The organism is Collinsella aerofaciens (genome assembly GCF_025289055.1).
Classification (GTDB): Bacteria; Actinomycetota; Coriobacteriia; order Coriobacteriales; family Coriobacteriaceae; genus Collinsella.
Genome location: NZ_JAESIQ010000001.1, coordinates 66273 through 83630, shown reverse-complemented (window position 1 = coordinate 83630; position 17358 = coordinate 66273). Strand labels below are relative to the sequence as shown.

The window sequence follows — 17358 nt, the reverse complement described above, 5'->3', positions numbered from 1 at the left end:
AGTACGTTAACCGCCCTTCCAAAGACCCGCTTCCCAACAGGGAAGCGGGTCTTTTTTGTTGAAGAAAACCTGCCAAAAAGGGACAGGTTTATTTTGGTAGGTTTTTCCTGCTTGAATTTGAAACATTTCGTCCGGCCAGAGCGTATCTATGGTGAGGGCCTCAGCAAGAAACATCAGCATCACCGGGAGGTGATTATGGAAGAACAAGCATTTAGACAGGCGGTCGAGGATTACCGTGATGTCGTGTTTCGAATCGCATTGACGTACCTGCGCGATCGTGCCGACGCTGACGATGTTGCCCAGGATGTCTTTCTTAAGCTGTTTAAAAGCGATGGACATTTTGAAAGTTGGGAACATCTTCGTCGATGGCTTATCCGAGTCACGATCAATGAATGCAAATCGCTCTTTCGAAAGCCATGGAGGCGTGTGGAGGATATTGAGAACCTGGCCGATTCGCTTTCGGCGGCGCAGGATGAGACCAAGGCGGTCTTGTCAGACGTTATGCGACTTCCGGAGCGATTCCGTGTTCCCATCGTGCTCTATTACTATCTGGGCTTTTCGACCTCAGAGATTGCCGAGTTACTGCATGTGCCAGCCGCGACTGTTCGAACGCGTTTAACTCGCGGTCGATCGAAGCTCAAATTCATCCTAGAGGAGGGCGACCGTGAAATCCAATCAAATCAAGCAGGCCTTCGAGTCCGTCCAAGCCGATAGCGATCTTGCTGACCGTGTTCTTTATGCCGCTGCTGGTGAGCCGCTTCGCCGAAAGGGTCACGCGAAACCTCTGTATGTTGCCGTGATCGGATGTCTTGCCGGGGTGTTAGCGACTGGAGGGGTCGCCTACGCCGTTGTCAATTCCAGATATTTTGCCTCAGCCTGGGGAAACCACGGCAATGGGGATTCCATTACGTGGACCAACGGTGGCTCATCGGGGACTAAATATACCTACACCAGAGAGTTTGGTGATGGCACCGCGCCCCAAAGCCTGGAGGGTGCAGTCCAGGAGGTCAATCTGTCCGTCGAGGGTAACGGCTATACGCTTGATATCCATGAGATGGCTATTGACCAAAACGGCTGCGGAGCCGTGACGTTTACGTTGTCCAATCCAAATGGCGTTAACTACTACAAGCCGGCAGCAGAGACAGGCGAACTTGTTCTCTATGGTGAAGAAGAACAAGGCATCGGTACACCCAGCATGAACTTCGGCGAGGAATGGGCTGACACACGCTGCACCATTGATAAGGACACATCAAGCGATACTGTCATTAATGGCACGATGTACTTTGCTTCTATGGATCGCGAGCGAGGTTTTCAACATGCGGTCACCTGGAATATCTCGTGGACCGAGGGCGAAGGCGAGGATGCGAAGCCGTTCGAGGCATCGACGCCCGAGTTTAGCGTTGGAGCGTACGTCGATACAAAGGAACTCCGCTCCGGTGACTCACCTCTTGAGATTAGCCCGTTTTCCATCCAGACGCACATCGATGATTTGGGCTATGAAGCAGTTGATAATAAACTGACCGTCAGCTACAAGGATGGATCTGAGCAGATTATCGAAGATGACGACGCAGGGGTGTTCAACTTATATTTTTCTTATGCGCGCAATAGCGGAGAGAACATCTGGGTGCCAACGAAGTTGATTGATGTCGACCAAGTGGTCTCAGTAACGCTTGAGGGCACGAGGTGCACGTCAACAGGAGAGACCGAAACAGAAGTACCCTTTATCATCGTCTATTCGTAAGATTTGGGGCCGCTTCCTACTAGGGGAAGCGGCCTATTTTGTGTTACATGGGCGGTTAAAGCGAGCGATATTCGTCTGAAATTCGGAAGTGTGCGGCAAAATCTTGATGGGCCGACCACACCGCATATGCTCAAGCGCCCTACCTGCGGGTTTGTTATCGTAAAACCCTCGTGTGCTCAGCAAGATCAAAATTTGCCGCATACTTCCGAAATCGCCGCCGATTTCCATGCGACAGATGAGAGCAGATTACCGCTGGAGCGCGACGTTTCCCCAGATAAAACCGACCAAAATAAACCTGTCCCTTTTTGGCAGGTAGCGTTGCCTCGACGAGCATGTCGGATTCCCGGACCGGGCGGCCTGCGGTTTAAGTTTGTCGCGAGTTCCGCACGAGCCGGAGGCCACTTAATGTGGCCTCAGTGCGAGCCAGGACTGTAGAGCAGCAAACTTAAACCGCAGGCCGCCCGGCCGGGAATCCGTCCCCGCGCACAGGAGGGGATTCCTTTTGTGTAGGCTTTGCGGAAATGTGGCTATTTTAGGATACGCCCGGCGGCGTGGTCTGTTGACGGCACAGCTAACGCCACGTATCCTATCGAACTGCGTGTTTCGTAGGGGGATGCTGACCCCTCGATTCAAGCCGTTGCACTTTACAGAAAGCTGGAATCATTCGAGAAGGAGTACGCTTTGCCTACTATTAACCAGCTGGTTCGCCAGGGCCGTCGTTCCGTGCCCAAGAAGTCCAAGAACGCTGCTCTGCAGCACAACTCCCAGAAGCGCGGCGTGTGCACCCGCGTCTTCACCACGAGCCCCAAGAAGCCGAACTCGGCTCTTCGTAAGGTTGCCCGTGTTCGCCTTGTCAACGGCATCGAAGTTACTGCTTACATCCCGGGTGAGGGCCACAACCTGCAGGAGCACTCCATCGTGCTCGTCCGCGGCGGTCGTGTCCGTGACCTCCCTGGTGTCCGTTATCACGTCATCCGTGGCGCCTACGACGCTGCTCCGGTCCAGAACCGTATGCAGGCCCGTTCCAAGTACGGTGCTAAGCGCCCCAAGGCTAAATAAGCCAGATAACGTTTTGATACTTTCGCCGTGTGCCGCCTAAGCGCCGCACGGTAGACACTTAAGGAGATTTCACATGCCGCGTCGTGCAGCAGCTAATCGTCGTGAGGTTCAGCCTGACGCCGTTTACAACAACCGCCTGGTGACTCAGCTCATCAACAAGGTCCTTCTTGACGGCAAGAAGGCCACCGCTGAGCGCATCGTTTACACCGCTTTCGAGATCGTTGCCGAGAAGTCCGAGGGTGGCGACGCTCTCGCTACCTTCAAGAAGGCTATGGACAACGTCAAGCCCACGCTCGAGGTCAAGCCCAAGCGTGTCGGTGGCGCTACCTATCAGGTCCCGATGGAGGTCAACTCCCGTCGTTCCACCGCTCTGGGTATCCGCTGGATCGTCAACTTCTCCCGCGCTCGCAAGGAGAAGACCATGGCCGAGCGTCTCGCCAACGAGATCCTCGACGCTTCCAACGGCCTGGGCGCTTCCGTCAAGAAGCGTGAGGACGTCTTCAAGATGGCCGAGGCCAACCGCGCGTTCTCTCACTATCGTTGGTAAGTTAAGGTAAGGAACTAACATGGCTAAGCCTAAGTACAAGCTTTCCGATACCCGTAACATCGGCATCATGGCTCACATCGATGCCGGTAAGACCACCACGACCGAGCGTATTCTTTACTACACCGGTAAGACCCACAAGATCGGTGAGGTCCATGAGGGCGCTGCCACCATGGACTGGATGGTTCAGGAGCAGGAGCGCGGCGTAACCATTACCTCCGCTGCTACTACGTGCTTCTGGAAGAAGGACGGTACCGACTACCGCATCCAGATCATCGACACCCCGGGCCACGTTGACTTCACCGCCGAGGTCGAGCGCTGCCTGCGCGTCCTCGATGGCGCTGTCGCCGTCTTCGACGCCGTTGCCGGCGTTCAGCCCCAGTCTGAGACCGTTTGGCGTCAGGCTTCTACCTTCAACGTCCCCCGCATCGCCTTCATCAACAAGTATGACCGCGTGGGCGCTGACTTCTTCAACGCTATCGAGACCATGAAGGATCGTCTCGACGCCAACGCCGTGGCCGCTCAGGTCCCGATGGGCGCCGAGGACAACTTCTGGGGCGTCATCGACCTCGTCACCATGACCGCATGGGACTTCAAGGCCGACGACAAGGGCATGACCTACCCCGAGCCGATGGACGAGATCCCGGCTGAGTTCGCTGACATCGCTGCCACCAAGCGCGAGGAGCTCCTCGACGCTGCTGCCAGCTTTGACGACGAGCTCATGGAGAAGATCCTCATGGAGGAGGACTTCACCGTCGAGGAGCTCAAGGCTGCTCTGCGCAAGGGCGTTCTGGCCAACGAGCTCAACCTCGTCTTCGTGGGCTCCGCCTACAAGAACAAGGGCGTCCAGGAGCTGCTCGACGCTGTCGTCGACTACCTGCCCAGCCCGCTCGACGTCGAGGCCGTCACCGGTACCGATCCGGACACCGGCGAGGAGATCGAGCGTCATCCTTCCTTCGACGAGCCCTTCTCCGGCCTGGTCTTCAAGATCATGACCGACCCGTTCGTCGGTAAGCTCACCTATGTCCGCGTTTACTCCGGTCGCGCCGAGTCTGGGTCCTACGTGATCAACGCTTCCAACGGTCAGCGCGAGCGCCTCGGCCGCATCCTCGAGATGAACGCCGCCGAGCGTATCGACCGTGACGACGCTGCCGCCGGCGACATCGTCGCTTGCGTCGGCTTCAAGAACTCCACCACCGGTGACACCCTGTGCGAAGAGGGCAAGGAGATCGTCCTCGAGAAGATCGAGTTCGCTAAGCCCGTTATCGACGTTGCCATCGAGCCCAAGACCAAGGCCGAGCAGGACAAGATGTCCCTGGCTCTGACCAAGCTCGCCGAGGAGGACCCGACCTTCCAGGTGTCCACCAACCACGAGACCGGCCAGACCATCATCGCCGGCATGGGCGAGCTGCACCTCGAGATCATCGTCGACCGTCTGCTCCGCGAGTTCAAGGTTGACGCTAACGTTGGTAAGCCCCAGGTTGCCTACCGCGAGACCGCTGGTCACGACGTCGAGAAGGCTGAGGGCAAGTTCGTCCGTCAGTCCGGTGGTCGCGGTCAGTACGGCCACGCCGTCATCAAGCTCGAGAAGATGGAGGAGGGCTTCGGCTACGAGTTCGTCAACGCTATCGTCGGCGGCGTCGTGCCCAAGGAGTACATCCCGTCCATTGACAAGGGCATCCAGGAGGCCCTGAATACCGGTGTTATCGCCGGCTTCCCGGTCCTCGACGTCAAAGTCACCCTGTTCGACGGTTCTTACCACGAGGTCGACTCCTCCGAGGCCGCCTTCAAGATCGCCGGTTCCATGGCTATCAAGGACGCTCTCAAGAAGTCCGACCCGCAGCTGCTCGAGCCGATCATGGCTGTCGAGGTCGAGACCCCCGAGCAGTACATGGGCGACGTTATGGGCAACCTCTCCGGTCGCCGCGGCAAGATCGAGGGCATGGAGGATCGCAAGAACAGCAAGCTCATCCGTGCCAAGGTGCCGCTGGGCGAGATGTTCGGTTACGCTACCGACCTTCGCTCCCAGACCCAGGGCCGTGCATCCTACACGATGCAGTTCGACTCTTATGAGCCCGCGCCCAAGTCCATCGTGGACGAGGTCATGAGCAAGAACGCCTAAGTTCGAGCTCCCTGTTACGTAATCCGCGAGAACATCTCTCGCACTCTTTGGAGGTTTAAGTTGGCTACCCAGAAGATCCGCATTCGCCTCAAGGGCTATGATCACGAGGTCGTCGATCAGTCCGCGAAGCTCATCGTCGAGACCGCTCAGAAGACCGGCGCTCGCGTTTCCGGTCCTGTCCCCCTGCCCACCGAGCGCAACCTGTACACGGTTATCCGCTCGCCGCACGTGAACAAGGACTCCCGTGAGCAGTTCGAGATGCGCACCCACAAGCGCCTCATCGACATCCTCGACCCCACCTCGGGCACCGTTGATTCGCTCATGCGTCTCGACCTCCCCGCTGGCGTCGACATCGACATCAAGCTCTAAGCGATATCGCTCATAGCTTACAGAGCCCCGCTGCCATGTTGGTAGCGGGGCTCTTTTGTTTTGAATAATGGTTTGGACTGCCGGGCATTGCTGCCGAGTAGGTGGCTGCAGCGCCCTATTCGCTCAAGGGACGCAGCGATGCCTCCTCAAAATGGAAGGATCGCAAGCCGCCTTCCGTTTCGATACATGCGCGACCAAAGGCATCGACGGTTTTAAAGATGCCGCGTGCCAGCTCGTCACCGGCAGGGGAACGGGCGATAACGTGCTCTCCGATCCAATTGAGGTGAGTGACATATTCGCCGTGGACGGGCGCGAGCGGTCCAGTGTTTTCTTTCATGGCGTCGAGCAGATCTGCCCACGCGTCCACAGCGTTTACGACGGTGTAATAGACCTCCTTGAGCAGCACATCGACGGCGGGAACATTCTCGTTGAGGTCTGAGAGGCCAATTGCCGCCAGGCCGCCATCGGGAACCTCCGAAGGCACATAGTTCACATTGACGCCAATGCCGCAGACGGCGAAAGGTTTGCCTTCGTTATCGCGTGCGGCTTCGACCAGAATGCCGCCGAGTTTGCGCCCTCGCGCGACGAGGTCGTTGGGCCATTTGAGGCCGATCTCGTTAGCAAGACCCTGCTTTTCGAGCGCCTCGAGCACCGCTAGGCCGCTGACGGCGGCAAGACCAGAGTACTTTGCAGGATTAACGCATGGACGCAGGACAATCGAAAGCAATAGGTTGCCGGCGGTTGAATCCCACTTGTGGCCGCGCCGGCCGCGTCCTGCCGTCTGAGCCCGGGCGGCAAGTCCTGTGCCGTGCGGCGCTCCTTGTTTTCCTGCTTCGAGCAGGTCATCGTTGGTCGATCCGGTTACGTCGACTATCGTTAATTTGGCATCCATAGCGGCTGCTACCTCCTTAATGAATAAGTGAATAACGCAATAGTGTCGTGAGGCAGACACAATGTGAAGCCTTTGTCGCATTTGGACAATTTAATGTTAACACGTTAACAATGACTAAAATGCGCTATCCTCTCTTGGTCGATGTAAACACGTCAACAACTCAAAGGAGGTTAGTGATGGGTTTCACGATACTGGGAACAGGCTCGGCGCTTCCTAAGCGCAGTGTTTCCAATGACGAGCTGTCCGAGTTCCTCGATACTTCGGATGAGTGGATTTTTACCCGCACGGGGATCAAGAGCCGCCATGTGTGCACCACCGAGTCACTCGACGACCTTGCCGTGGCAGCGAGCGAGCAAGCGCTCCGGACGTCCGGAATTGATGCGAATCAGCTGGATCTTATCGTCTGTTCGACGACGACGGGCGATCATCTCGTTCCCGCCGAAGCGTGCGCCGTTGCTGAGCGCCTGGGTGCCACATGTCCCGCCTTCGACGTTTCGGCGGCTTGTGCCGGCTTCGTATTTGCGCTCGATGTCGCCGAGGGCTATATCGCCCGCGGTCGCGCCAGGCACGTGCTGGTTGTTGCCGCCGAGCAGATGACGCGCGCGCTCGATTGGACCGACCGTGCCACGTGCGTGCTCTTTGGCGATGGCGCGGGTGCTGCGGTCATAAGGGCTGGGGGAGACAACCCCCTTGCCGTTGAGCTTTCGACGTCGCCTGACGTCGAAACACTGCGCGTCCCCGGATTGGCGGGCTCCTCGCCGTATAAGACGGCGCAGGACTGCGAAAGCGTGCTTTCCATGAACGGCCGTCGCGTCTTCAAGTTTGGCGTCAATGCCATCTGCGACACGGTCAACAAGCTCGCCTGCGACGCGAGCATCGCGGTCGAGGACATCGACCACTTTGTATTCCATCAGGCTAACGAACGAATCTTAAGTCAGGCGGTCAAGCGCTTGGGTGTGCCTGACGACCGTGTGGTCCGAACGTTACGTGAAACCGGCAACATCTCGAGCGCCTGCATTCCGCTTGCTCTCGATCGACTGGCAAATACCGGCGCGCTGCACGCGGGCGACACCATCGCCTTGGTCGGATTTGGCGCCGGCTTGGATGTAGGTGGCTATCTACTTCGCTGGAAGTAGTTGCACATAGGAAATGAAAACGCCCCTGGGGCACAAACAAAGGAGAACTACCATGGCAGATCAGAAGACCTTCGAGCGCGTTTGCGACGTTATCCGCGAGACCGCCGGCCTTGACGATGTCGAGATGAAGCCCGAGTCCACGCTCGAGGAGATTGGCCTCGACAGCCTGGGTACCGTCGAGATCCTCGTTGCCGTCGAGGACGAGTTTGGCATTGAGCTCGATACCGAGGAGAACCCCAAGACGGTCGGCGAGTTCGTCGATACGGTCGAGGCGGCATTGGAGAAGTAGTGATGCTCAAGTCTCCTCTCTGCGATTTGCTCGGCATCGAAAAGCCCGTGTTCCAGGGTGGCATGGCCTGGATTGCCGACGCCTCGTTGGCATCTGCCGTGTCCGAGGCAGGCGGCTTAGGCATTATCGCGGCCATGAATGCCGACGCAAACTGGCTGCGCGATCAGATTCACGAGCTGCGCGCCAAGACGGATAAGCCCTTTGGCGTCAACGTTATGCTCATGAGCCCGTTTGTCGACGAGGTCGCACAAGTGGTGATTGATGAGCGGGTGCCCGTTGTGGTGACCGGCGCCGGCAATCCCACCAAGTACATGAAGGCGTGGAACGAGGCGGGCATCAAGGTTATTCCCGTCGTGGCTTCGGTGGCGCTGGCGCGTCTCGTGGCGCGTCGCGGAGCCACTGCCGTGGTTGCCGAGGGCACCGAATCAGGCGGCCATATTGGCGAGACCTCGACGATGGCACTTGTCCCGCAGGTTGTCGATGCGGTCGATATTCCCGTGGTTGCGGCTGGCGGCATCGCCGATGGCCGCGGCGTGGCGGCCGCTTTTATGCTCGGCGCTGCCGGCGTCCAGGTGGGAACACGCTTTCTGGTCGCAAACGAGTGCACCGTATCCGAACAGTACAAAGAGCTGGTGCTCAAGGCGGGCGACACGTCGACGCGTGCGACCGGCCGCTCGACGGGACACCCGGTGCGTGCCCTCAAGAGCCCCTTCACCAACGCCTACGCCAAGAGCGAGGCGGCGGGCGCAAGCGTCGAGGAGCTCGGGGCCATGGGCACGGGCGCCCTTCGCAAGGCCGCCAAGGACGGTAATTACGAAGAGGGCTCGTATTTGTGCGGACAGATTGCTGGCATGGTCAACGAACGCCAGAGCGCACGCGAAATCGTCGACGATCTGGTCGATGGCGCCGAGCATGTCCTGAAGGGTGCGTCCGCATGGGTAGCGTAGCGTTTCTGTTTGCAGGCCAGGGTGCCCAGCATCCCGCGATGGGCGTCGACCTTATCGAAGCATCGCCGGCGGCTGCCGAGGTGTTCGCCATTGCCGATGAGGTGCGCCCGGGGACCAGCGAGCAGTGCCAGAGCGCCTCGAAAGAGGAGCTCTCGCAGACCGAGAACACGCAGCCTTGCGTGTTCGTGCACGACTTGGCTGTCGCCGTCGCCCTGCGCGAGCGCGGCGTGGTGCCTGCCGCCTGTGCGGGATTCTCGCTGGGCGAGGTCGCCGCGCTCACCTTTGCGGGGGCATTCGATACGCGAGCGGGCTTTGAGCTCGTGTGCGAGCGCGCGGCGCTGATGGCCACGGCTGCCGAGCGCCATCCGGGCTGCATGCGTGCCGTCATCAAGCTCGATGCGGCGCAAGTCGAGGGCCTGGCTGCGCAGGCCGGCGAGGACTGCTGGCCGGTCAACTACAACAGTCCCCAGCAGACGGTTGTGGCCGGAGCGCCCGATGCGCTGCAGACCCTCGACGTCCTAGTAAAAGAGGCTGGCGGCCGCGCCATGAAGGTCGCGGTGTCGGGTGCATTTCATAGCCCCTATATGGCCGAGGCGACCTGTGGCCTTGCCGCATATATTGAGGCCGGTCGCGCGCCGTCCCCGTTGCTCATTCCTGTTTTGGCAAATATGACAGCGGCGCCCTATCCGGCGGACCCCCAGACGGCATCGGATGTCTTGGCCAATCAGGTGAGCCATGCCGTGCGCTGGGTCGATACGCTGCATGCTCTGCAGGATCAAGGCATCGACACATTTATTGAGGTCGGCCCCGGCAAAACGCTGTCGGGCCTGGTCAAGCGTACGTTGAGCGACGTTCGTGTGTATTCGTGCGAGACGGCCGAGCAGGTCGCAGCTATTGCCGACGAGCTCGCATAGTCCACAGGGCTGTAACCCGAAAGGAATGACATGGGCAACTTGAACAATGGCGCGCTCGAGCGCAACGACTCACGTCGCGTGGCACTGGTCACGGGCGGCTCGCGGGGTATCGGCCGCGCCTGCGCTATCGGTCTGGCGGAGGATGGCTACGATATCGCCGTCGTCTATGCCGGCAGCGTCGATGCGGCGCGCGAGACGTGCGACGCCTGCGAGGCGGCTGGCGCCACGGCGCGCTCATATCAATGTGACGTGGCCGACCCCGCTGCCGTCAACGCGTGCGTGGAAGCGGTCCTCAACGACTTTGGCTCCATTTGGGCGCTCGTCAACAACGCTGGCATCACCCGCGATGGCCTGCTCATGCGCATGGGCGATGACGCCTTCGATCGCGTGCTCGATGTCAATCTCAAGGGAACGTTTAACACGACGCGCGCGCTCACCAAGACCTTTATGCGCCAGCGCGGCGGCTGCGTCGTCAACATGAGCTCGGTCGTGGGCCTGATAGGCAATGCCGGGCAAGCTAACTACGCTGCCTCCAAGGCGGGCGTGATCGGCCTGACTAAGGCGGTGGCGCGCGAGCTTGCACCCCGCGGCGTACGAGTGAACGCGGTTGCCCCCGGGTTTGTCGAGACGGATATGACGGCAAAGCTCTCGGAGAAGGTGCGTACGGTAACCGAGGAGCAGATTCCCCTGAGGCGCATGGCGCGTCCCGAGGAAGTGGCCGGCGTGGTGCGCTTTTTGGCGAGCGACGCGGCTGCCTACATTACGGGCGAAGTCGTACGCGTCGACGGCGGAATGGCGATGTAGAAACCAGGGCCGAAGAACGGCTTGGATGAGGAGACCATGATGGAACAGAGAGTTGCAATCACCGGTATCGGTGCCGTGTCGCCGCTCGGCAACACCGCGCTTGCCACCTGGGCGGCCATGTGCGCCGGCACGTGCGGCATCGGCCCGATCACGCACTTCGATACCGATGCGTTTGCCGTCAAGGTGGCAGCCGAGGTCAAGGGCTTTGACGGCAACGAGTACTTTGGCAAGCGTGACGCCAAGCATCTCGACCCCTGCGTTCAGTTTGCGATGGCGGCTTCGGACGAAGCCATGCACGATGCGGGCTTTGATGTCGAAGGCGCCATCGATCGCGAGCGCCTGGGCGTCTACGTGGGCTCGGGCGTGGGCGGCATGACGACGCTCGTCGACAACGTCCATACGATTGCCGAACGTGGGCCCCGCCGCGCATCGCCCTATATGATCGCGATGATGATCCCCAACATGGCATCGGGCAATATCGCAATCCGCCACAAGGCAAAGGGCCCGACCCTGCCCGTGGTGACCGCGTGCGCAACCTCGGCCCATGCGGTGGGCGAGGCGTTCCGCGCCATCAAGCACGGCTATGCCGACGCGATCCTCGCGGGCGGCGCCGAGGCGGCCATTATCCCCGATGCCGTTGCGGGCTTTACGTCCTGCCGCGCTCTCACCACTAATCCTGACCCGTCGACGGCTTGCCGCCCGTTCGATGCAGACCGCGACGGCTTTGTGATGGGCGAGGGCGCCTGCGTGCTGGCACTCGAGAGCATGGAGCATGCGCAGGCGCGCGGTGCGCACATTTATGCCGAGGTCGTGGGTTACGGCAACACCGATGATGCCTATCACATCACGAGCCCCGATCCCGAGGCTGCCGGCATTGCCCGCGCGATATCGCTGGCGGTGACCGAGGGCGACGTCAAGCCTTCCGAGGGTCTCTACATCAATGCCCACGGCACATCTACCAAGCTCAACGATTCGTCCGAGACGGCGGGCATTAAGCGTGCGCTCGGCGAGGACGCGGCGCGCGCCGCGCACGTCTCGTCGACTAAGTCGATGACCGGCCATATGATCGGTGCCACGGGCGCCATCGAGGTCATGGCATGTGCCATGGCGCTCGAGCAGGGCGTGGTGCCCCCGACCATTAACTACCACACACCCGATCCCGCCTGCGATCTTGATTACACGCCCAATCGCGCGGTTCGCGCCGATCTTACCTGGGCGCTTTCGACCAACCTGGGCTTTGGCGGGCACAACGCCGCCATCGCGCTGCGTAGATATACGAGGAGCTAGAGCATGGATTCCAAAAGACTTGCCGAGATAGCCGATGTTATGGAGGACCGCGGCCTCACGCGCGTACGCGTTGAGGAGCCCGATGGCACCGCGGTCGAACTCGAGCGCGCGAGCGCCACGCAGCCGGTCGCCGTGCCCATGCCTATGCCGGGTGCCGTGACTGCTCCGGCGGTGGCTCCTGTCGCCATGCCTGCCACCGCACCGGAACCCGCCGCGCAGACACCTACCGCCGTGTCGGAGCCTAAGGGCACCGAGGTGACCGCTCCCATGGTCGGCGTTTTCTATGCTGCCCCGGCGCCGGGCGACGAACCGTTTGTGCACGTGGGCTCCAAGGTCAAGGCCGGCGAGACCCTCTGCATCATCGAGGCCATGAAGGTTCTCAACGAGGTGACGGCAGAGGTGGATGGCGAGGTGCTCGAGATCTGCGTGGCCGACGGCGACCTCGTGGAGTTTGGCAGCTGCCTCATGAGGATCGGATAGGTGATGTCCATGAACAAAGAAGAGCTCAAGAAGCTGTTGCCGCATCGTGAGCCGATGCTTTTGCTTGACGAAGCCGAGCTGGTGGGCGACGAGGCCCACGGCAAGATCACGATTACGGGCGACGAGTACTTTTTGCAGGGGCATTTTCCGGGAAACCCGGTGGTCCCCGGCGTGATTCAGTGCGAGATGCTCGCCCAGAACTGCTGCGTGCTGCTGATGGGCGATGAGGAGGCGCGCGGCGCGACGCCGTTCTACACGAGTCTGGACAAGGTGCGCTTTAAGCGTCCGGTGCGCCCGGGCGACACGGTGGATCTGGTGTGCTCCATCACGCGTGCGCGCGGGCCGTTCCGCTTTGCGACAGGTACTGCGAGCGTTAACGGTGAGGTTTGCTGCCGCGCCGATATGTCTTTTGCACTCATGCACGAAAAGTAGGGAAGTTTTCATGTTCGACAAAGTGCTCATCGCCAACCGCGGCGAAGTCGCGGTCCGTGTTATCCGCGCGTGCCGCGATATGGGCATCAAGACCGTCGCCGTTTATTCCACGGCCGATGCGGACGCGTTGCACGTGCAGCTTGCCGACGAGGCGTATTGCATCGGCGGCCCGCGTCTTGCCGAGAGCTACCTCAACGACGATGCCGTGCTCACCTGTGCCGTAAAGTCGGGAGCTAAGGCAATTCATCCCGGCTATGGCTTTTTCTCCGAGAAGGCGAGCTTCGTACGCGACTGCGACAAGTATGGCCTAGCGTTTGTCGGTCCTTCGGCCGAGGTGATCGACAGCATGGGCGACAAGGACGCCGCACGTCGAACGGCTGCCGCGGCGGGCGTGCCCATCGTGCCGGGCTGCGATTTGCTCAAAAGCCCCGAGGAGGCAACGGCCGAGGCCGAGCGCATTGGCTGCCCCGTGCTTATTAAGGCGCGTGCCGGCGGTGGCGGCCGCGGCATTCGCAAGGTCGAGCGCGTGGAAGATGCGGCAAAGGCGTTTATCGAGGCGCGTGCCGAGGGCGAGGCCGTTTTTGGCGACGGCGAGTGCTACATGGAGAAGTTCGTCGCGCCGGCGCACCATGTTGAGGTGCAGATTATGGCCGATAAGCAGGGCCATGTGTTTTCGCTCGGCGAGCGCGAGTGCTCGGTGCAGCGCCGCAACCAAAAGCTGATCGAGGAGAGCCCCGCGCCGTGCCTCGACGGACACGACGACATTCGTGCTCGCATGCACAAGGCGGCGCGTGACCTGGCTCGTGCCGTCGGCTACGAAGGAGCCGGTACCATCGAGTTCCTGTATTCGGACGACGGCAATTTCTACTTTATGGAAATGAACACGCGCTTGCAGGTGGAGCATCCGGTTACGGAGTTTGTGACCGATACCGACTTGGTCAAGTGGCAGCTGCGCGTGGCAGCCGGCCAGCCTCTGCCCTTTGAGCAGGAGGACATGCCGGTCCGCAACCACGCCATGGAGTGCCGCATCAATGCCGAAACGCCGGACTTTCTGCCGTCATGCGGAACGGTCACCGCGTTGCGTGTGCCGGGTGGTCCGCGCGTGCGCTGGGATTCCGCCATGTTTACCGGTGCGACAGTTCCGCCGTACTACGACTCCATGCTCGGCAAGCTCATCGTGTGTGCGCCCACGCGTGACGGCGCCATTCGCAAGATGCGCTCGGCCCTGGGCGAGCTCGTGATTGAGGGCGTGAGCGAAAACAGCGAGCTTCAGCTCGACGTGCTGGCAAACGACGAGTTCTTGTCGGGCATGTATCACACCGATCTGATGGGGCATCTCTATGCTGATGAATAGAAAAGCGAAGACGGTTAACGTCCTCGAGGGGCCGATAACCGAGTCGTGCGCCGAGTTTCCCGCGCGCCACGTGTTTATCAAGTGCCCGGAGTGCCGCCGCGTGATCGATGAGGCACGCCTGCACGACAATCTCGAGGTCTGCCCTCGTTGCGGCAAACACTTTCGCGTGAGCGGTCGCGCGCGCATGCGCATGACGGTCGACGAGGGCACGTTTGAGGAATGGGATGCCAATCTGGCGTCGGAGGACTTCCTCTCGTTTCCCGGCTATGCCGACAAGCTCAAGAGCGTAAGCGAGCGTTCGGGCGAGCGCGATGCCGTTGTGTGCGGCAGGGGCAAAATCTGCGGTTGCGATACCGCACTCTTCTTTATGGACGCCAACTTTATGATGGGCTCGATGGGTTCTGTGGTGGGCGAGAAGATCTGTCGCACATTTGAGCACGCGACCGAGCTGGGATTGCCGGTTGTCGGCTTTACCGTTTCGGGCGGTGCGCGCATGCAAGAGGGCGTGACATCGCTTATGCAGATGGCCAAGATTTCTGCGGCGGTTAGGCGCCACAGCGAGGCGGGCGGCCTGTATATCACGGTGCTCACCGACCCCACGACCGGAGGCGTAACCGCGAGCTTTGCCATGGAGGGCGACATTATCCTGGCCGAGCCCGATGCCCTGACGGCATTTGCCGGCCCGCGCGTGATCGAGCAGAACATGCACAAGCGCCTGCCCAAGGGATTCCAGCGCTCCGAGTTTTTGCTGGAGCACGGCTTTTGCGATGCCGTTGTTCCGCGCGGCGAGATTGCGCTCACGGTAGGCGAGCTGTTGGCGCTGCACGAAGGGCATGCGCCCAGCCTGGGGGCACCGCATGAGATCGTGCATACGGGTCGTTGCGGCAAAAAGCTGGGACACTTGTTCAAGCGCTCGGCGGCACCAAAAACCGCGCTCGAGATTGTCAAGCAGACCCGCTCGGCAGATCGCGCCACGGCGGGCGAGATGATCTCGCTGGGCTTGGATGGATTTGTGGAGCTGCACGGCGACCGTTACTTTGGCGACGACGCCGCTGTGGTGGCTGGCATTGGCTGGAAAGACGGACGCCCCGTAACGGTCATCGCCATCGAGCGTGGCACCACGACCAAAGAGCGTATGCGCCGTAACTTTGGCATGGCGCATCCCGAGGGCTACCGCAAAGCGCGTCGCCTTATGCGTCAGGCCGAAAAGTTTGGTCGACCGGTCCTATGCCTGGTCGATACCTCGGGCGCGTTTTGCGGCATCGGTGCCGAGGAGCGCGGCCAGGGCGAGGCGATTGCCCAGAATCTCATGGAGATGAGCGGCCTTAAGACGCCGATTGTCTCGGTGGTGACAGGCGAGGGCGGCTCTGGTGGCGCGCTGGCGCTGTCCGTGGCCGACCGCATCCTGATGCTCTCGAGCTCGGCCTATTCGGTCGTGAGCCCCGAGGCCTGTGCGTCGATCCTGTGGAAGGATACCGAGCGCGCGAATGAGGCCGCCGAGGCGCTGAAGCTCACGGCCCCCGATCTGTTGGGGCTCGGCATCATCGACGGCATTGTTGACGATAGGGGCCTGTCGCATGAGGAGATCGCCGGTGCCGTCATGTCCTCGGCATTTGATGCCTTCGATACACTTGGGCGGCTCGACGACGCGACCCTTACAAACCTCCGCTACGAAAAGTACCGCGCAATCGGTCAGTACCGCACGATGTGACAAAGGGACAGCCCGCATGTCGCATTGGGAAAGGCGTTTCATGCCTCAAGTTTCTAACACCTCGTTTACAACGACGGTTTCATCAAACGCCATGGCTGTGGTGGACTATCTGTCCAAAAGCATGATGTCGGCGCTGCCGTTTATTGTCTGCGCGGCGTTGTTCCGCACCGTCGCCGTCATTATGGGCGAAGGCATGCTGGGCCTGTGGTCTGCCGATTCCGAAATCTATCGCCTGTTCTACAGTTGGCTCTATAACGCCGGCTACTACTTTTTGCCCGTTTATCTTGGTTGGGCGGCCGCCCGCCAGCTCGGTTGCTCGGAGCAGCTGGGCATGATGCTGGGCGGCGTATTGATTGCGCCCGATCTGCTTAAGCTCGTCAATGCCGTATCGACGACGGGGGCATCGATGACTTCCGTGTATGGCCTGCTTCCCGCGCCGGTCAACGATTACACGACGACTGTTATTCCGGTTCTCATTTCGGTGCCCGTGCTATGGCGAGTGGAGTGTTTCTTTCAGCGCGTTATCCCTAAGGCCGTGGCGTTTTCGTTCGTTCCGTTTGCGACCATGCTTGTCATGGTTCCGGTTTCGCTGTGTATTACGGCACCGGCGGGCAGCTATCTGGGCATGCTGTTGGGCCAGCTTATGTTTATGCTTGGCAATTCCGGTGGCATCGTGTCGCTGCTCACGCTCATGGGGCTTGCCGCGGGCTGGGAGTTCCTTAAGATCGCGGGCGTCAGCAGCGTTGTCCTATCGCTCGCCTATGCACAGTTTATGAGTGTGGGAACGGATTCGTGCATTCTGATCGCCGCGACGATGGCAACGTTCGCCGTTTGGGGTATGCCCTTTGGCGCGTCGCTCCGCGTTGCGGATAAGGACGAGAAGGGACTCATGCTGGGCTATTCGATCTCGGGTGTTCTTGGCGGCGTAAGCGAGCCGGCGCTGTACGGTTGCGGCTTTAAATATGGCAGGTGCCTGACGTGCATGGCCATTGGCGGCGCCGTCGGAGGCCTTGTTGCGGCCGTGGGCCACGTTACGGCCTATACCATCGGCATGACGAATGTCCTCATGGTCATTGGCTTTGCCACGGGCGGCATTTCGAACCTACTGTGGTGCTGCGTTGCCGGTGGCACGGCATTTGCGGTGTCTGCGGCGTTGAGCTACTGCTTTGGTGTGGTGCCGACGAAGGGACAGGCGACGGGGGACGGAGCCGATTCGCCCGATACAGTGGCGAGCGCTGCTGAAGTAAGCGCGTGAACCTGTGCGACACATGGACGAT

19 protein-coding genes are annotated in these 17358 nt (G+C 60.4%); 17 read left to right on the top strand and 2 right to left on the bottom strand.

Annotation, left to right across the window (positions count from 1 at the left end; translation table 11 throughout):
• Positions 1 to 6: 6 nt before the first annotated feature.
• Positions 7 to 174 carry a hypothetical protein gene (locus tag JMJ97_RS00455; RefSeq protein WP_260698781.1) on the bottom strand — a complete coding sequence of 56 codons (168 nt, stop codon included), beginning with the start codon at positions 172 to 174 and terminating at the stop codon, positions 7 to 9.
• A gap of 21 nt (positions 175 to 195) precedes the next feature.
• Between JMJ97_RS00455 and JMJ97_RS00450 the strand changes: the two genes are divergently transcribed.
• The 6 genes from JMJ97_RS00450 (at position 196) to rpsJ (ending at position 5835) form a co-directional block, all read left to right on the top strand.
• Positions 196 to 714 carry an RNA polymerase sigma factor gene (locus JMJ97_RS00450; protein WP_260698780.1) on the top strand — a complete coding sequence of 173 codons (519 nt, stop codon included), beginning with the start codon at positions 196 to 198 and terminating at the stop codon, positions 712 to 714.
• Positions 665 to 1741, top strand: coding sequence for a DUF4179 domain-containing protein (locus JMJ97_RS00445; protein ID WP_260698779.1), 1077 nt, complete (start codon positions 665 to 667; stop codon positions 1739 to 1741). Before JMJ97_RS00450 ends, JMJ97_RS00445 begins: the two co-directional genes overlap by 50 nt.
• A gap of 681 nt (positions 1742 to 2422) precedes the next feature.
• Entirely contained in the window at positions 2423 to 2800 is a 378-nt protein-coding gene (gene rpsL / locus JMJ97_RS00440) for a 30S ribosomal protein S12 (protein ID WP_006235012.1), read from the top strand.
• A 73-nt stretch (positions 2801 to 2873) separates the two neighbouring features.
• Complete coding sequence (rpsG, locus tag JMJ97_RS00435) at positions 2874 to 3347, top strand: 30S ribosomal protein S7 (RefSeq protein WP_006235013.1); 474 nt, start codon at positions 2874 to 2876, stop codon at positions 3345 to 3347.
• 19 nt (positions 3348 to 3366) lie between these two features.
• Positions 3367 to 5466, top strand: coding sequence for an elongation factor G (gene fusA / locus JMJ97_RS00430; protein WP_156600535.1), 2100 nt, complete (start codon positions 3367 to 3369; stop codon positions 5464 to 5466).
• A gap of 60 nt (positions 5467 to 5526) precedes the next feature.
• A complete protein-coding gene (gene rpsJ, locus JMJ97_RS00425) occupies positions 5527 to 5835 on the top strand; it encodes a 30S ribosomal protein S10 (protein WP_022094184.1) in 309 nt (102 codons plus the stop codon).
• A 115-nt stretch (positions 5836 to 5950) separates the two neighbouring features.
• Here the strand turns inward: rpsJ and JMJ97_RS00420 are convergent, their stop codons facing one another.
• Entirely contained in the window at positions 5951 to 6727 is a 777-nt protein-coding gene (locus JMJ97_RS00420; RefSeq protein ID WP_260698778.1) for a biotin--[acetyl-CoA-carboxylase] ligase, read from the bottom strand.
• A 176-nt stretch (positions 6728 to 6903) separates the two neighbouring features.
• Here JMJ97_RS00420 and JMJ97_RS00415 point away from each other — a divergent pair, with 176 nt between their 5' ends.
• The 11 genes from JMJ97_RS00415 to JMJ97_RS00365 are packed head-to-tail and all read left to right on the top strand — an operon-like array spanning position 6904 to position 17336.
• Entirely contained in the window at positions 6904 to 7863 is a 960-nt protein-coding gene (locus JMJ97_RS00415; protein WP_260698777.1) for a beta-ketoacyl-ACP synthase III, read from the top strand.
• Positions 7864 to 7915: 52 nt separating this feature from the next.
• Positions 7916 to 8152 carry an acyl carrier protein gene (locus tag JMJ97_RS00410; RefSeq protein WP_055285196.1) on the top strand — a complete coding sequence of 79 codons (237 nt, stop codon included), beginning with the start codon at positions 7916 to 7918 and terminating at the stop codon, positions 8150 to 8152.
• Positions 8153 to 8154: 2 nt separating this feature from the next.
• Positions 8155 to 9099 carry an enoyl-[acyl-carrier-protein] reductase FabK gene (fabK, locus tag JMJ97_RS00405; protein ID WP_260698776.1) on the top strand — a complete coding sequence of 315 codons (945 nt, stop codon included), beginning with the start codon at positions 8155 to 8157 and terminating at the stop codon, positions 9097 to 9099.
• Positions 9087 to 10013: an ACP S-malonyltransferase gene (locus tag JMJ97_RS00400; RefSeq protein ID WP_260698775.1), complete on the top strand. Its 927-nt coding sequence runs from the start codon at positions 9087 to 9089 to the stop codon at positions 10011 to 10013. Before fabK ends, JMJ97_RS00400 begins: the two co-directional genes overlap by 13 nt.
• A 30-nt stretch (positions 10014 to 10043) precedes the next feature.
• Entirely contained in the window at positions 10044 to 10817 is a 774-nt protein-coding gene (gene fabG, locus JMJ97_RS00395) for a 3-oxoacyl-[acyl-carrier-protein] reductase (RefSeq protein ID WP_260698774.1), read from the top strand.
• A gap of 39 nt (positions 10818 to 10856) precedes the next feature.
• Positions 10857 to 12104 (top strand): beta-ketoacyl-ACP synthase II, encoded by a 1248-nt coding sequence (gene fabF / locus JMJ97_RS00390; RefSeq protein WP_260698773.1) that lies wholly within the window; start codon positions 10857 to 10859, stop codon positions 12102 to 12104.
• 3 nt (positions 12105 to 12107) lie between these two features.
• Positions 12108 to 12584, top strand: coding sequence for an acetyl-CoA carboxylase biotin carboxyl carrier protein (gene accB, locus JMJ97_RS00385; RefSeq protein ID WP_260698772.1), 477 nt, complete (start codon positions 12108 to 12110; stop codon positions 12582 to 12584).
• 9 nt (positions 12585 to 12593) lie between these two features.
• A complete protein-coding gene (fabZ, locus tag JMJ97_RS00380) occupies positions 12594 to 13016 on the top strand; it encodes a 3-hydroxyacyl-ACP dehydratase FabZ (RefSeq protein ID WP_195503827.1) in 423 nt (140 codons plus the stop codon).
• A gap of 10 nt (positions 13017 to 13026) precedes the next feature.
• Positions 13027 to 14370 carry an acetyl-CoA carboxylase biotin carboxylase subunit gene (locus JMJ97_RS00375; protein WP_117765058.1) on the top strand — a complete coding sequence of 448 codons (1344 nt, stop codon included), beginning with the start codon at positions 13027 to 13029 and terminating at the stop codon, positions 14368 to 14370.
• Positions 14363 to 16081: an acetyl-CoA carboxylase, carboxyltransferase subunit beta gene (accD, locus tag JMJ97_RS00370; protein ID WP_260698771.1), complete on the top strand. Its 1719-nt coding sequence runs from the start codon at positions 14363 to 14365 to the stop codon at positions 16079 to 16081. Before JMJ97_RS00375 ends, accD begins: the two co-directional genes overlap by 8 nt.
• A 40-nt stretch (positions 16082 to 16121) precedes the next feature.
• Positions 16122 to 17336, top strand: a complete 1215-nt coding sequence (locus JMJ97_RS00365; RefSeq protein ID WP_260698770.1) for a PTS sugar transporter subunit IIC — start codon at positions 16122 to 16124, stop codon at positions 17334 to 17336.
• Positions 17337 to 17358 lie beyond the last annotated feature (22 nt).